The organism is Streptomyces sp. ITFR-21 (assembly GCF_031844685.1).
Lineage (GTDB): Bacteria > Actinomycetota > Actinomycetes > Streptomycetales > Streptomycetaceae > Actinacidiphila.
Window position 1 is genome coordinate 4155568 of sequence record NZ_CP134605.1, and the last position, 13244, is coordinate 4168811.

Consider the following 13244-nt stretch of genomic DNA (forward strand, 5'->3'; position numbering starts at 1 on the left):
GTTCGCGTATCCGGGAAACCATGGCGAGGGGTGCGACACGCCCGACCGCGTGGGTCGGGCAAGCGGGTGCCAGAGCGTAAAAAAGAGACAAGGACTACGGAGTAGCCATGGCGGGACAGAAGATCCGCATCCGGCTCAAGGCCTACGACCACGAGGTCATCGACTCCTCGGCGAAGAAGATCGTCGAGACGGTGACGCGTACTGGTGCGCAGGTCGCGGGCCCGGTGCCGCTGCCCACTGAGAAGAACGTGTACTGCGTCATCAAGTCGCCGCACAAGTACAAGGACTCGCGCGAGCACTTCGAGATGCGCACGCACAAGCGCCTGATCGACATCCTCGACCCGACGCCCAAGACCGTTGACTCGCTGATGCGCCTGGACCTGCCGGCCGGCGTCGACATCGAGATCAAGCTCTGAGAGGCACGGAGAAGATGACCAAGCAGATCAAGGGCATTCTGGGCGAGAAGCTCGGCATGACCCAGGTCTGGGACGAGAACAACCGTGTCGTCCCGGTGACCGTGGTCAAGGCCGGCCCGAACGTCGTGACCCAGGTGCGTACCAACGACACCGACGGCTACGAGTCGGTGCAGCTCGCCTTCGGCGAGATCGACCCGCGCAAGGTGAACAAGCCGCTCAAGGGCCACTTCGCGAAGGCCGACGTCACCCCCCGCCGCCACCTGGTGGAGCTGCGCACCGCCGACGCCGGCGAGTACTCGCTCGGCCAGGAGATCACCGCCGAGGTGTTCGAGGCCGGCGTCAAGGTCGACGTGACCGGCAAGAGCAAGGGCAAGGGCTTCGCCGGTGTCATGAAGCGTCACAACTTCAAGGGCCTCGGCGCCGGGCACGGCGTGCAGCGCAAGCACCGCTCGCCGGGCTCCATCGGCGGCTGCGCCACCCCCGGCCGCGTGTTCAAGGGCCTGCGGATGGCGGGCCGTATGGGCAACGAGCGGGTCACCACCCAGAACCTGACCGTCCACGCCGTTGACGCGGAGAAGGGCCTGCTGCTCATCAAGGGCGCGGTCCCCGGTCCGAACGGCGGCCTCGTCCTGGTCCGCACCGCGGCCAAGGGGGCCTGAGGGATATGACCACTGTTGACATCCTGTCGCCCGCGGGCGACACCACCGGGACGCTTGAGCTCCCGGCCGAGATCTTCGACGCCAAGGTCAGCATCCCGCTGATCCACCAGGTCGTCGTCGCGCAGCTGGCCGCGGCCCGCCAGGGCACGCACAAGGTCAAGACGCGCGGCGAGGTCCGCGGTGGTGGCAAGAAGCCGTACCGCCAGAAGGGCACCGGCCGCGCCCGCCAGGGCTCGACCCGCGCGCCCCAGTTCGCCGGCGGCGGCGTCGTGCACGGCCCCGTGCCGCGCGACTACTCGCAGCGGACCCCCAAGAAGATGAAGGCCGCCGCGCTGCGCGGTGCCCTCACCGACCGGGCCCGCCACGACCGCGTCCACGTCGTGACCGGCGTCGTCGAGGGCGAGTCCCCGTCGACCAAGGCCGCCAAGACGCTGCTCGGCAAGATCAGTGAGCGCAAGAACGTGCTCCTGGTCGTCGAGCGGAGCGACGAGGCCGCGTGGCTGTCCGCCCGGAACCTGCCCCAGGTGCACATCCTGGACGCCGGCCAGCTGAACACCTACGACGTGCTCGTCTCCGACGACGTCATCTTCACCAAGGCGGCCTTCGACCGTTTTGTCGGTGTCCCCGGTAACGGCGCCGCCGAGACCGAAGGGAGCGACGCCTGATGGCCGAGCCGACCGACACGCAGACCGAGACCCTGGTCACCAGCAAGACGTACACGGACCCCCGTGACCTCTTGATCAAGCCGGTGGTCTCGGAGAAGAGCTACGCGCTGCTGGACGAGAACAAGTACACGTTCGTCGTCGACCCGCGCGCCAACAAGACCCAGATCAAGCAGGCCGTCGAGGCGGTCTTCCGGGTCCGGGTCACCGGGGTCAACACGATCAACCGGCAGGGCAAGCGCAAGCGCACCCGCACCGGTTTCGGAAAGCGCGCCAACACCAAGCGCGCCATCGTGACCCTTGCCGAGGGCGACCGCATCGACATCTTCGGCGGCCCGGTCTCCTGACGGAGGCCGGATCGAGTCGAAGTCCTGAATTCATCCGAGGACTGAGAAATGGGTATCCGCAAGTACAAGCCGACGACCCCGGGCCGTCGTGGCTCCAGCGTCGCCGACTTCGTCGAAATCACGCGGTCCACGCCGGAGAAGTCGCTGGTCCGCCCGCTGCACAGCAAGGGCGGCCGTAACAACGCCGGTCGTGTGACCGCTCGTCACCAGGGCGGCGGCCACAAGCGCGCCTACCGGGTCATCGACTTCCGTCGGCACGACAAGGACGGCGTGCCCGCCAAGGTCGCGCACATCGAGTACGACCCCAACCGCACCGCGCGCATCGCGCTGCTGCACTACGCGGACGGCGAGAAGCGCTACATCCTCGCCCCCGCCCGCCTGCAGCAGGGCGACCGGGTGGAGAACGGCGCGGGCGCCGACATCAAGCCGGGCAACAACCTGCCGCTGCGCAACATCCCGGTCGGTACCACGATCCACGCGATCGAGCTGCGGCCCGGCGGCGGCGCGAAGATCTCCCGCTCCGCGGGCGCTTCGGTCCAGCTGCTGGCGAAGGAGGGCAACATGGCCACCCTTCGCATGCCGTCCGGCGAGGTCCGGATGGTCGACGTCCGCTGCCGCGCCACCATCGGCGAGGTCGGCAACGCCGAGCAGTCGAACATCAACTGGGGCAAGGCCGGCCGCATGCGGTGGAAGGGCGTCCGCCCGACCGTCCGCGGTGTCGCCATGAACCCGGTGGACCACCCGCACGGTGGTGGTGAGGGCAAGACCTCCGGTGGTCGCCACCCGGTCTCCCCGTGGGGTCAGAAGGAAGGTCGTACTCGTTCGCCGAAGAAGGCGAGCAGCAAGTACATCGTCCGCCGCCGCAAGACGAACAAGAAGCGCTAGGAGCGGGTGTAGATGCCGCGCAGTCTCAAGAAGGGCCCCTTCGTCGACGACCACCTGATCAAAAAGGTGGACGTGCAGAACGAGGCCGGCTCCAAGAACGTCATCAAGACCTGGTCCCGCCGCTCGATGATCATCCCGGCCATGCTGGGCCACACGATCGCGGTACACGACGGCCGTAAGCACGTCCCGGTGTTTGTCACTGAGTCGATGGTCGGCCACAAGCTCGGCGAGTTCGCGCCGACCCGTACCTTCCGCGGCCACGAGAAGGACGACCGCAAGTCGCGTCGTCGCTGACAGCGGCCCGTGACCAGGCGCGTCGGACGCGACGACAGACATGACAGACACTGAAGGGACGACCATGGAAGCCAGGGCCCAGGCGCGGTACATCCGCGTCACGCCCATGAAGGCCCGCCGCGTGGTGGACCTCATCCGTGGCTTGGATGCCACGGAGGCTCAGGCGGTCCTGCGTTTCACCCCGCAGGCCGCGAGCGTGCCGGTCGGCAAGGTGCTGGACAGCGCCATCGCCAACGCCGCGCACAACTACGACCACACGGACGCCGAGTCGCTGTTCATCAGCGAGGCGTACGTCGATGAGGGCCCGACCCTGAAGCGGTTCCGGCCGCGCGCCCAGGGCCGTGCCTACCGGATCCGCAAGCGGACCAGCCACATCACCGTGGTCGTCGCCAGCAAGGAAGGGACCCGGTAATGGGCCAGAAGGTTAACCCGTACGGGTTCCGGCTCGGCATCACCACGGACTTCAAGTCCCGGTGGTACGCCGACAAGCTGTACAAGGACTACGTCAAGGAAGACGTCGCCATCCGCCGGATGATGACGCAGGGCATGGAGCGGGCCGGCATCTCCAAGGTGGAGATCGAGCGCACCCGCGACCGCGTCCGCGTCGACATCCACACCGCCCGGCCGGGCATCGTCATCGGCCGCCGCGGCGCGGAGGCCGACCGGATCCGCGGCGACCTGGAGAAGCTGACCGGCAAGCAGGTCCAGCTGAACATCCTCGAGGTCAAGAACCCGGAGATGGACGCCCAGCTGGTGGCCCAGGCCGTCGCCGAGCAGCTGTCCTCCCGCGTCTCCTTCCGCCGTGCCATGCGCAAGAGCATGCAGGGCACCCTGAAGGCCGGCGCCAAGGGCATCAAGATCCAGTGCGGCGGCCGTCTCGGCGGCGCCGAGATGTCCCGCTCGGAGTTCTACCGCGAGGGCCGGGTCCCCCTGCACACCCTGCGCGCCAACGTGGACTACGGCTTCTTCGAGGCCAAGACCACCTTCGGCCGGATCGGTGTGAAGGTCTGGATCTACAAGGGCGACGTCAAGAACATCGCCGAGGTCCGCGCCGACAACGCCGCCGCCCGCGCCGGCAACCGCCCGGCCCGCGGTGGCGGCAACGAGCGTCCGCAGCGCCGCGGTGGCGAGCGCGGTGAGCGCGGCGCCGAGCGCGGTGGCCGCGGCCGCCGTCCGCAGACCGACGGCGCCCCCGCGACCGCCAAGGCGGAGGCCCCGGCGGCCGTCGCCGAGGCCCCGGCCGCGGAGACCCCCGGAACGGAAGGCTGAGTACCATGCTGATCCCCCGCAGGGTCAAGCACCGCAAGCAGCACCACCCCGGCCGTGACGGCATGGCCAAGGGCGGCACCGAGCTGGCGTTCGGCGAGTTCGGCCTGCAGGCCGTCACCCCCGCCTACGTGACCAACCGGCAGATCGAGTCCGCTCGTATCTCCATCACCCGGCACATCAAGCGCGGCGGCAAGGTCTGGATCAACATCTACCCGGACCGCCCGCTGACCAAGAAGCCCGCCGAGACCCGCATGGGCTCCGGCAAGGGCTCGCCGGAGTGGTGGATCGCGAACGTCAAGCCCGGACGGGTGATGTTCGAGCTGTCCTTCCCGAACGAGAAGGTTGCCCGCGAGGCGCTGACCCGCGCCGCGCACAAGCTTCCGATGAAGTGCCGCATCGTGCGGCGCGAGGCAGGTGAGTCGTGATGGCGGCCGGTACCAAGGCGACCGAGCTGCGCCAGCTCGGCGACGAGGAGCTCGTCGGCAAGCTGCGTGAGGCCAAGGAGGAGCTGTTCAACCTCCGCTTCCAGGGCGCCACCGGACAGCTGGAGAACAACTCCCGGCTCAAGACCGTCCGCAAGGACATCGCCCGGATCTACACGCTGATGCGCGAGCGCGAGCTGGGCATCGAGACCGTGGAAACGGTGGAGACGGTGGAGAGCGCCTGATGAGCGAGAGCAACGTGACGACTGCAGACAACGGCTCCGCCGCGGACGCCACCGAGCGCGGCTTCCGCAAGACCCGTGAGGGTCTGGTGGTCAGCGACAAGATGGACAAGACCGTGGTGGTCGCCGTCGAGGACCGTGTCAAGCACGCCCTCTACGGCAAGGTCATCCGCCGTACCAACAAGCTCAAGGCCCACGACGAGCAGAACGCCGCCGGTATCGGCGACCGCGTCCTCCTGATGGAGACCCGGCCGCTGTCCGCCACCAAGCGCTGGCGCGTCGTGGAGATCCTCGAGAAGGCCAAGTAGTCCCAGGCCCGGATTCGAGGCAGTAATTCCTGCGGGGAGTCCCTCGCAGGACGGTTCCGCCAGGCTCGGCGGGGCCGCTCGGCACAGCCGCGCGGCCCCGCCGGGAACCGGCAGACACACAGGAGACAGACGTGATCCAGCAGGAGTCGCGACTTCGCGTCGCCGACAACACAGGCGCAAAGGAAATCCTTTGCATCCGTGTTCTCGGGGGCTCGGGTCGCCGCTACGCGGGCATCGGTGACGTCATCGTCGCCACCGTCAAGGACGCGATCCCCGGTGGCAACGTGAAGAAGGGCGAGGTCGTCAAGGCCGTCGTCGTGCGCACCGTCAAGGAGCGCCGCCGTGCCGACGGCTCGTACATCCGCTTCGACGAGAACGCGGCCGTCATCCTCAAGAACGATGGCGACCCGCGTGGCACCCGCATTTTCGGCCCCGTCGGCCGTGAGCTGCGCGAGAAGAAGTTCATGAAGATCGTCTCGCTGGCGCCGGAGGTGCTGTAACCGATGAAGATCAAGAAGGGCGACCTGGTCCAGGTCATCACCGGTAAGGACAAGGGCAAGCAGGGCAAGGTCATCGTGGCCTACCCCCGCGAGGACCGGGTCCTGGTCGAGGGCGTCAACCGGGTCAAGAAGCACACCAAGACCGACCAGACCGACCGCGGCACGAAGACCGGCGGCATCGTCACCACCGAGGCGCCGGTCCACGTGAGCAACGTGCAGCTGGTCGTCGAGAAGGACGGGAAGAAGGTCGTGACCCGCGTCGGCTTCCGGTTCGACGACGAGGGCAACAAGATCCGCGTTGCCAAGCGGACCGGTGAGGACATCTGATGACTGCCACCGACACGACGCACGCCCAGCCGCGCCTCAAGACGCGCTACCGTGAGGAGATCACGGGCAAGCTGCGTGACGAGTTCAAGTACGCCAACGTCATGCAGATCCCGGGTCTCACCAAGATCGTGGTCAACATGGGTGTGGGCGACGCCGCCCGCGACTCCAAGCTGATCGAGGGCGCCATCCGCGACCTCGCCACGATCACCGGCCAGAAGCCGCAGGTCACCAAGGCCCGCAAGTCCATCGCGCAGTTCAAGCTCCGCGAGGGTCAGCCGATCGGCGCGCACGTCACCCTGCGCGGCGACCGGATGTGGGAGTTCCTGGACCGCCTGCTGTCGCTGGCGCTGCCGCGTATCCGCGACTTCCGCGGCCTGTCGCCGAAGCAGTTCGACGGCCGGGGCAACTACACCTTCGGTCTCACCGAGCAGGTCATGTTCCACGAGATCGACCAGGACAAGATCGACCGCGTCCGGGGTATGGACATCACCGTGGTCACCACGGCGACCAACGACGACGAGGGCCGCGCCCTCCTCCGTCACCTCGGCTTCCCGTTCAAGGAGGCGTGAGCCGTGGCGAAGAAGGCTCTCATTGCCAAGGCCGCCCGCAAGCCCAAGTTCGCTGTGCGCGGGTACAACCGCTGCCAGCGCTGTGGCCGGCCGCACTCCGTCTACCGCAAGTTCGGCCTGTGCCGCGTGTGCCTTCGTGAGATGGCCCACCGCGGTGAACTGCCGGGCGTGACCAAGAGCTCCTGGTAGTCCCGTTCTCCTCCACGGGCACGACACCAGGACCGATCCACTACGCCGTAGGTCCCCGCACCACACCCGTCCCCGGCTCCGGCCGGGGGAGAGGGACGGAGCAGACAGGAAACCCCGGCGAGAGAGGCCCAGGGCCAACTCATGACCATGACCGACCCCATCGCAGACATGCTGACCCGTCTGCGTAACGCGAACTCGGCGTACCACGACGACGTCGTGATGCCGTTCAGCAAGATCAAGTCGCACATCGCGGAGATCCTCCAGCAGGAGGGCTACATCACCGGCTGGAAGGTCGAGGACGCCGAGGTCGGCAAGAACCTCGTCCTCGAGCTGAAGTTCGGCCCGAACCGCGAGCGCTCGATCGCCGGCATCAAGCGGATCAGCAAGCCGGGTCTGCGGGTCTACGCAAAGTCCACCAACCTGCCACGGGTGCTGGGCGGCCTGGGCGTGGCGATCATCTCCACGTCGCACGGTCTGCTCACCGGCCAGCAGGCGCAGAAGAAGGGCGTGGGTGGGGAAGTCCTCGCCTACGTCTGGTAACCGGGAAAGAGAGGTAGAGCAATGTCGCGCATCGGCAAGCTGCCCATCTCGGTTCCCGCCGGAGTGGACGTCACCATCGACGGCCGCACGGTCGCGGTGAAGGGCCCCAAGGGCTCGCTCACCCACACCGTCGCCGCGCCGATCGAGATCGCGAAGGGCGAGGACGGCACCACCCTGCTGGTCACCCGCCCCAACGACGAGCGTGTCTCGAAGGCCCTGCACGGCCTGTCCCGCACGCTGGTGGCGAACATGATCACCGGCGTGACCGCGGGCTACAGCAAGGCCCTCGAAATCAGCGGTGTCGGCTACCGCGTCCAGGCGAAGGGCTCCGGCCTGGAGTTCGCCCTGGGGTACAGCCACCCGATCCTCGTCGAAGCCCCCGAGGGCATCTCCTTCAAGGTCGAGTCCCCGGTCAAGTTCTCGGTCGAGGGGATCGACAAGCAGAAGGTCGGCGAAGTGGCGGCCAACATCCGCAAGCTGCGGAAGCCCGACCCGTACAAGGCCAAGGGCGTCAAGTACGCCGGCGAGGTCATCCGCCGCAAGGTCGGAAAGGCTGGTAAGTAGCCATGGCATACGGTGTGAAGATCGCCAAGGGCAAGGCGTACAAGGGTGCCGCTCTCAAGCGGCGCCACATCCGGGTGCGCAAGCGCGTCTCCGGTACGGCCGAGCGTCCGCGCCTGGTGGTGACGCGGTCCAACCGCGGCATCGTGGCGCAGGTCGTCGACGACCTCGCGGGCCACACGCTCGCGTCGGCTTCGACGCTCGACGCGTCCATCCGTGGCGGCGAAGGCGACAAGAGCGCCAAGGCCAAGCAGGTCGGCCAGCTCGTGGCCGAGCGTGCCAAGGCCAAGGGCGTCGAGGCTGTCGTGTTCGACCGTGGCGGCAACCAGTACGCGGGGCGCATCGCCGCCCTGGCGGACGCCGCCCGCGAAGCCGGTCTGAAGTTCTGAGCCCGGTTCCGTAGCTAGCGGAAATACGCCGAAAACAGGGAGAGGTAATTCCAATGGCTGGACCCCAGCGCCGCGGAAGCGGTGCCGGTGGCGGCGAGCGACGGGACCGTAAGGACCGGCGGGACGGCGGCCAGCAGGCCGAGAAGACCGCCTACGTCGAACGGGTCGTCGCGATCAACCGCGTCGCCAAAGTAGTGAAGGGTGGTCGTCGCTTCAGCTTCACCGCGCTGGTCGTGGTGGGCGATGGCGACGGCACCGTCGGTGTCGGCTACGGCAAGGCCAAGGAGGTGCCGGCCGCCATCGCCAAGGGTGTGGAGGAGGCCAAGAAGCACTTCTTCAAGGTCCCCCGCATCCAGGGCACCATTCCGCACCCGATCCAGGGCGAGAAGGCCGCGGGCGTCGTCCTGCTCAAGCCGGCTTCCCCCGGTACCGGCGTGATCGCCGGCGGCCCGGTGCGAGCCGTGCTGGAGTGCGCGGGCATCCACGACGTGCTGTCCAAGAGCCTCGGCTCGGACAACGCGATCAACATCGTGCACGCCACGGTGGCGGCTCTGCAGGGCCTTCAGCGGCCCGAGGAGATCGCCGCCCGCCGCGGTCTGCCGATCGAGGACGTCGCGCCGGCCGCCCTGCTGCGCGCGCGTGCCGGGGTTGGTGTGTGATGGCGCGCCTGAAGGTCACGCAGACCAAGTCCTACATCGGCAGCAAGCAGAACCACCGTGACACCCTGCGTTCGCTCGGCCTGAAGCGGCTGAACGACGTGGTGGTCAAGGAGGACCGCCCGGAGATCCGCGGCATGGTCCAGACCGTCCGCCACCTGGTCACGGTCGAGGAGGTCGACTGATCATGGGCGACAACCCGATCAAGATCCACAACCTTCGTCCGGCCCCGGGCGCCAAGACCGCCAAGATCCGCGTGGGTCGTGGTGAGGGCTCCAAGGGCAAGACGGCCGGTCGTGGTACCAAGGGCACCAAGGCCCGCTACCAGGTTCCGGAGCGCTTCGAGGGCGGGCAGATGCCCCTCCACATGCGGCTCCCGAAGCTCAAGGGCTTCAAGAACCCGTTCCGTACCGAGTACCAGGTGGTCAACCTGGACAAGCTCGCGGCCCTCTACCCCGAGGGTGGCGAGGTCACCAAGGACGACCTGGTCGCCAAGGGTGCGGTACGGAAGAACCAGCTCGTCAAGGTGCTCGGCACCGGCGAGATCTCCGTGGCGCTGCAGGTGACCGTTGACGCGGCCTCCGGCTCCGCCAGGGAGAAGATCACCGCCGCGGGCGGGACCGTGACCGAACTCGGCTGATTTCCTGCCGAGTCCATTGCGGCCTGTCTGAGGTCTTTGTCACACCTGACCGGGGATGCCCAGCACCTGAGGGCGTCCCCGGTCGTTCTATCTCTGGGTTTCCTTGACCGAACCCCGGCCGATTGCTGGCTGATTGGTCATTCCTAGGGGGCCCGCCTCGCGGGTAGGGTGGCGAACGCTGTTACTCTCCGGGAGCCTGTGTGCTTTCGCGGGTGTCACAGATGGTAAGCCGCCCGTTTCTGTCAGAAACTCACCAGACCGTCCTTCCGCCGCGCGCGGGGGGTGCAGGAGGCACCGTGCTCACCGCGTTCGCCCGGGCGTTCAGGACGCCCGACCTGCGCAAGAAGCTGCTGTTCACGCTCGGCATCGTGGTGGTCTACCGCCTGGGTGCTCATGTCCCGGTGCCAGGAATCGACTACACGGTCGTCAATGAGTGCATCAAGGACACGAAGGGCAACAACAGTCTCTTCGGCCTGGTCAACATGTTCAGCGGCGGCGCGCTGCTGCAGCTGACGATCTTCGCGCTCGGGATCATGCCGTACATCACGGCCAGCATCATCCTGCAGCTGCTCACCGTGGTGATCCCCCGGCTGGAGGCCCTGAAGAAGGAGGGCCAGGCCGGCACCACGAAGATCACCCAGTACACCCGGTACCTGACCGTGGCGCTGGCCGTGCTGCAGGGCACCGGCCTGGTCGCCACCGCCCGCTCCGGCAGCCTGTTCTCGAACTGCCAGTCGGCCAACCAGATCGTGCCGAACCAGTCGATCTTCACCACGGTCACCATGGTCGCCTGCATGACGGCCGGCACCGTGGCGATCATGTGGCTCGGTGAGCTGATCACCGACCGCGGTATCGGCAACGGCATGTCCATCCTGATGTTCGTCGCCATCGCGGCCGGCTTCCCCGGCTCGCTGTGGGCGATCAAGGTCTCCGGCAAGATCGCCGGCGGCTGGGTGGAGTTCCTCGCGGTGATCGCGGTCGGCCTGGTGATGGTGGGCCTGGTGGTCTTCGTCGAGCAGGCCCAGCGCCGGATCCCGGTGCAGTACGCCAAGCGCATGATCGGCCGGCGGTCCTACGGCGGCACGTCCACGTACATCCCGCTCAAGGTCAACCAGGCCGGTGTCATCCCGGTCATCTTCGCCTCGTCGCTGCTCTACATCCCGGCGCTGATCGTCCAGTTCTCCGGGTCGACGGCCGGCTGGGCGCAGTGGATCAGTCAGAACCTGACCAAGGGCGACCACCCGATCTACATGGCCATCTACTTCTTCCTGATCGTCTTCTTCGCCTTCTTCTACGTAGCGATCTCCTTCAACCCCGAAGAGGTCGCCGACAACATGAAGAAGTACGGTGGCTTCATTCCCGGTATCCGGGCCGGCCGTCCCACCGCCGAGTACCTGAGTTACGTGCTCAACCGCATCACGTGGCCCGGTGCGCTGTACCTGGGTCTCATCGCCCTCGTTCCCACCATCGCCATCGCGATCTTCAACGGGAGCAACGGCAACTTCCCGCTGGGCGGCACCAGCATCCTGATCATCGTGGGTGTCGGCCTGGAGACCGTGAAGCAGATCGAGAGCCAGCTCCAGCAGCGTAACTACGAAGGGTTTCTCCGCTGATGCGAATCGTCCTGGTCGGGCCGCCCGGCGCCGGCAAGGGGACGCAGGCCGCGTACCTCGCCAAGAACCTGTCGATCCCGCACATCTCCACGGGCGACCTGTTCCGCGCCAACATCAGCCAGGGCACGGACCTGGGCAAACAGGCGAAGGCGTACATGGACGCCGGCGACCTGGTGCCCGACGAGGTGACCATCGGCATGGCGGAGGACCGGCTCGACCAGGCCGACGCGGTGGAGGGCTTCCTGCTGGACGGCTTCCCGCGCAACGTGAACCAGGCGCGGGCGCTGGACGGCTACCTGGAGCGCAACGCCATCCGGCTGGACGGCGTGCTCGACCTGGAGGTGCCGGAGTCCGAGGTGGTCAGGCGGATCGCCGGCCGCCGCACCTGCCGCAACAACAGCGCGCACACCTTCCACGTGGAGTCCAGGAAGCCGAAGACGGACGGCGTCTGCGACGAGTGCGGCGGCGAGCTGTACCAGCGCTCCGACGACAGTGAGCAGACCGTCCGCAACCGGATCGAGGTCTACCACCGCGAGACCGAGCCGATCATCGAGTTCTACAAGCAGCAGGGCCTGGTCGTCACCATCTCGGCGCTCGGCCCGGTGCACGAGGTGACCCAGCGGGCGATGGACGCGCTGCGGCGCGACCAGGCGTAACCGGGGAGCGGCCGGTCCAGTACGACCGGTACGCCCGGTACGGACGAGGCGGCGGAACGCAGTACCGCACGGCATGAGGCCGTGGTGCCCTCAGGGGTGCCACGGCCTTATGGTTGACCAGGTGGGTACGGGCACGTACGGGTGTGCGTACGCGACAAAACGAGGAGGGCGTCGGCGGCGATGGTGGAGATCAAGACCCCGGAGCAGATCGCGAAGATGCGTGCCGCGGGCCTGGTCGTCGCGGCGGTCCACGACGCCACCAGGGCGGCCGCGGTGCCCGGCGCGAGCACCAGGGACCTGGACGAGATCGCCGCGAAGGTGATCGCCGACCACGGCGCCAAGCCCAACTTCCTCGGCTACGGGGGCTTCCCCGGCACCATCTGCACCTCGGTGAACGACGTGGTGGTGCACGGCATCCCGGACCGCACGACGGTGCTCAAGGACGGCGACGTCATCTCCGTCGACGCCGGCGCGATCGTCGACGGCTGGCACGGCGACGCGGCCTTCACCTGCTTCGTCGGCAGCGGCCACGCGCCCGAGCTGGTGGAGCTGAGCCGGGTCACCGAGGAGTCCATGTGGGCCGGCATCGCGGCCTTCCGCAAGGGCAACCGGCTGGAGGACATCTCCCGGGCCGTCGAGTCCTACATCCGCCGCCAGCCGCGCCCGTCGTCGGGGAAGTACGGGATCGTCGAGGACTACGGCGGCCACGGCATCGGCAGTGAGATGCACATGGACCCGCACCTGCTGAACTACGTCTCCAAAAAGCGCGGCCGCGGCATCAAGCTGGTCCCGGGCGTCTGCCTGGCCATCGAGCCCATGGTGACCCTCGGCTCGCCCGCCACCCACGTGATGGCCGACGAGTGGACGGTCAGGACCGTCGACGGCTCCAAGGCCGCCCACTGGGAGCACACCGCCGCCCTCACCGAGGCGGGCGTGATCGTGCTGACCGCCCCGGACGGCGGCAGGGCCAAGCTCGCGGAGTTCGGCGTCACGGTGGCCCCCGACCCGCTGGGCTGACCCGGGTCCGCCGGGCCGGCCGGGCCGGGCCGGCCCCCTGGCCCCGCTCCGCGGCCCGGCAGCGGACCCGCCGGGTTACCCCG

The 13244-nt window shown here is 67.9% G+C and carries 24 protein-coding genes; all 24 read left to right on the forward strand.

All coding sequences use genetic code 11. The features are described from left to right. Nucleotides 1-107: 107 nt before the first annotated feature. Nucleotides 108-416, forward strand: coding sequence for a 30S ribosomal protein S10 (rpsJ, locus tag RLT57_RS18265; RefSeq protein WP_014144312.1), 309 nt, complete (start codon nucleotides 108-110; stop codon nucleotides 414-416). A gap of 14 nt (nucleotides 417-430) precedes the next feature. Next, nucleotides 431-1075 carry a 50S ribosomal protein L3 gene (gene rplC, locus RLT57_RS18270; RefSeq protein WP_311298462.1) on the forward strand — a complete coding sequence of 215 codons (645 nt, stop codon included), beginning with the start codon at nucleotides 431-433 and terminating at the stop codon, nucleotides 1073-1075. A gap of 5 nt (nucleotides 1076-1080) precedes the next feature. After that, entirely contained in the window at nucleotides 1081-1740 is a 660-nt protein-coding gene (rplD, locus tag RLT57_RS18275) for a 50S ribosomal protein L4 (protein WP_311298463.1), read from the forward strand. Next, nucleotides 1740-2084, forward strand: coding sequence for a 50S ribosomal protein L23 (gene rplW / locus RLT57_RS18280; RefSeq protein ID WP_311298464.1), 345 nt, complete (start codon nucleotides 1740-1742; stop codon nucleotides 2082-2084). The genes rplD and rplW overlap by 1 nt, the downstream gene beginning before the upstream one ends. A 48-nt stretch (nucleotides 2085-2132) precedes the next feature. Beyond that, complete coding sequence (gene rplB, locus RLT57_RS18285) at nucleotides 2133-2969, forward strand: 50S ribosomal protein L2 (RefSeq protein ID WP_311298465.1); 837 nt, start codon at nucleotides 2133-2135, stop codon at nucleotides 2967-2969. 12 nt (nucleotides 2970-2981) lie between these two features. Then, entirely contained in the window at nucleotides 2982-3263 is a 282-nt protein-coding gene (rpsS, locus tag RLT57_RS18290; protein WP_188284645.1) for a 30S ribosomal protein S19, read from the forward strand. Nucleotides 3264-3327: 64 nt separating this feature from the next. Continuing rightward, on the forward strand, nucleotides 3328-3675 hold the full coding sequence (rplV, locus tag RLT57_RS18295) for a 50S ribosomal protein L22 (protein ID WP_311300762.1): 348 nt from the start codon (nucleotides 3328-3330) through the stop codon (nucleotides 3673-3675). Beyond that, a complete protein-coding gene (gene rpsC / locus RLT57_RS18300; RefSeq protein ID WP_311298466.1) occupies nucleotides 3675-4532 on the forward strand; it encodes a 30S ribosomal protein S3 in 858 nt (285 codons plus the stop codon). Before rplV ends, rpsC begins: the two co-directional genes overlap by 1 nt. Nucleotides 4533-4537: 5 nt before the next feature. Next, entirely contained in the window at nucleotides 4538-4957 is a 420-nt protein-coding gene (gene rplP, locus RLT57_RS18305; protein ID WP_093742370.1) for a 50S ribosomal protein L16, read from the forward strand. Continuing rightward, entirely contained in the window at nucleotides 4957-5199 is a 243-nt protein-coding gene (gene rpmC / locus RLT57_RS18310; protein WP_311298467.1) for a 50S ribosomal protein L29, read from the forward strand. Before rplP ends, rpmC begins: the two co-directional genes overlap by 1 nt. Continuing rightward, nucleotides 5199-5504 carry a 30S ribosomal protein S17 gene (gene rpsQ, locus RLT57_RS18315; protein ID WP_311298468.1) on the forward strand — a complete coding sequence of 102 codons (306 nt, stop codon included), beginning with the start codon at nucleotides 5199-5201 and terminating at the stop codon, nucleotides 5502-5504. Before rpmC ends, rpsQ begins: the two co-directional genes overlap by 1 nt. 131 nt (nucleotides 5505-5635) lie before the next feature. Beyond that, nucleotides 5636-6004: a 50S ribosomal protein L14 gene (gene rplN / locus RLT57_RS18320; RefSeq protein WP_069462148.1), complete on the forward strand. Its 369-nt coding sequence runs from the start codon at nucleotides 5636-5638 to the stop codon at nucleotides 6002-6004. Between the two features lie 3 nt (nucleotides 6005-6007). Beyond that, nucleotides 6008-6331: a 50S ribosomal protein L24 gene (gene rplX, locus RLT57_RS18325; RefSeq protein WP_311298469.1), complete on the forward strand. Its 324-nt coding sequence runs from the start codon at nucleotides 6008-6010 to the stop codon at nucleotides 6329-6331. After that, a complete protein-coding gene (gene rplE / locus RLT57_RS18330; RefSeq protein ID WP_311298470.1) occupies nucleotides 6331-6900 on the forward strand; it encodes a 50S ribosomal protein L5 in 570 nt (189 codons plus the stop codon). The genes rplX and rplE overlap by 1 nt, the downstream gene beginning before the upstream one ends. Before the next feature lie 3 nt (nucleotides 6901-6903). After that, nucleotides 6904-7089: a type Z 30S ribosomal protein S14 gene (locus tag RLT57_RS18335; protein WP_073492416.1), complete on the forward strand. Its 186-nt coding sequence runs from the start codon at nucleotides 6904-6906 to the stop codon at nucleotides 7087-7089. A 141-nt stretch (nucleotides 7090-7230) separates the two neighbouring features. Continuing rightward, nucleotides 7231-7629: a 30S ribosomal protein S8 gene (gene rpsH / locus RLT57_RS18340; protein ID WP_311298471.1), complete on the forward strand. Its 399-nt coding sequence runs from the start codon at nucleotides 7231-7233 to the stop codon at nucleotides 7627-7629. 21 nt (nucleotides 7630-7650) lie between these two features. Beyond that, nucleotides 7651-8193, forward strand: coding sequence for a 50S ribosomal protein L6 (rplF, locus tag RLT57_RS18345; RefSeq protein ID WP_311298472.1), 543 nt, complete (start codon nucleotides 7651-7653; stop codon nucleotides 8191-8193). 2 nt (nucleotides 8194-8195) lie between these two features. After that, on the forward strand, nucleotides 8196-8579 hold the full coding sequence (gene rplR / locus RLT57_RS18350) for a 50S ribosomal protein L18 (RefSeq protein ID WP_311298473.1): 384 nt from the start codon (nucleotides 8196-8198) through the stop codon (nucleotides 8577-8579). A 53-nt stretch (nucleotides 8580-8632) separates the two neighbouring features. Further along, entirely contained in the window at nucleotides 8633-9238 is a 606-nt protein-coding gene (rpsE, locus tag RLT57_RS18355; protein ID WP_031524774.1) for a 30S ribosomal protein S5, read from the forward strand. Beyond that, entirely contained in the window at nucleotides 9238-9420 is a 183-nt protein-coding gene (gene rpmD / locus RLT57_RS18360; protein WP_030890715.1) for a 50S ribosomal protein L30, read from the forward strand. Before rpsE ends, rpmD begins: the two co-directional genes overlap by 1 nt. A gap of 2 nt (nucleotides 9421-9422) precedes the next feature. Continuing rightward, nucleotides 9423-9875 (forward strand): 50S ribosomal protein L15, encoded by a 453-nt coding sequence (rplO, locus tag RLT57_RS18365; RefSeq protein WP_399128936.1) that lies wholly within the window; start codon nucleotides 9423-9425, stop codon nucleotides 9873-9875. A 296-nt stretch (nucleotides 9876-10171) separates the two neighbouring features. Next, nucleotides 10172-11488, forward strand: coding sequence for a preprotein translocase subunit SecY (secY, locus tag RLT57_RS18370; RefSeq protein WP_311298474.1), 1317 nt, complete (start codon nucleotides 10172-10174; stop codon nucleotides 11486-11488). Continuing rightward, the gene (locus RLT57_RS18375; protein ID WP_311298475.1) at nucleotides 11488-12144 is read left to right on the forward strand and encodes an adenylate kinase; all 657 of its coding nucleotides are present in this window, start codon (nucleotides 11488-11490) and stop codon (nucleotides 12142-12144) included. The genes secY and RLT57_RS18375 overlap by 1 nt, the downstream gene beginning before the upstream one ends. Before the next feature lie 180 nt (nucleotides 12145-12324). Continuing rightward, the gene (map, locus tag RLT57_RS18380) at nucleotides 12325-13161 is read left to right on the forward strand and encodes a type I methionyl aminopeptidase (protein WP_311298476.1); all 837 of its coding nucleotides are present in this window, start codon (nucleotides 12325-12327) and stop codon (nucleotides 13159-13161) included. Nucleotides 13162-13244: the final 83 nt, after the last annotated feature.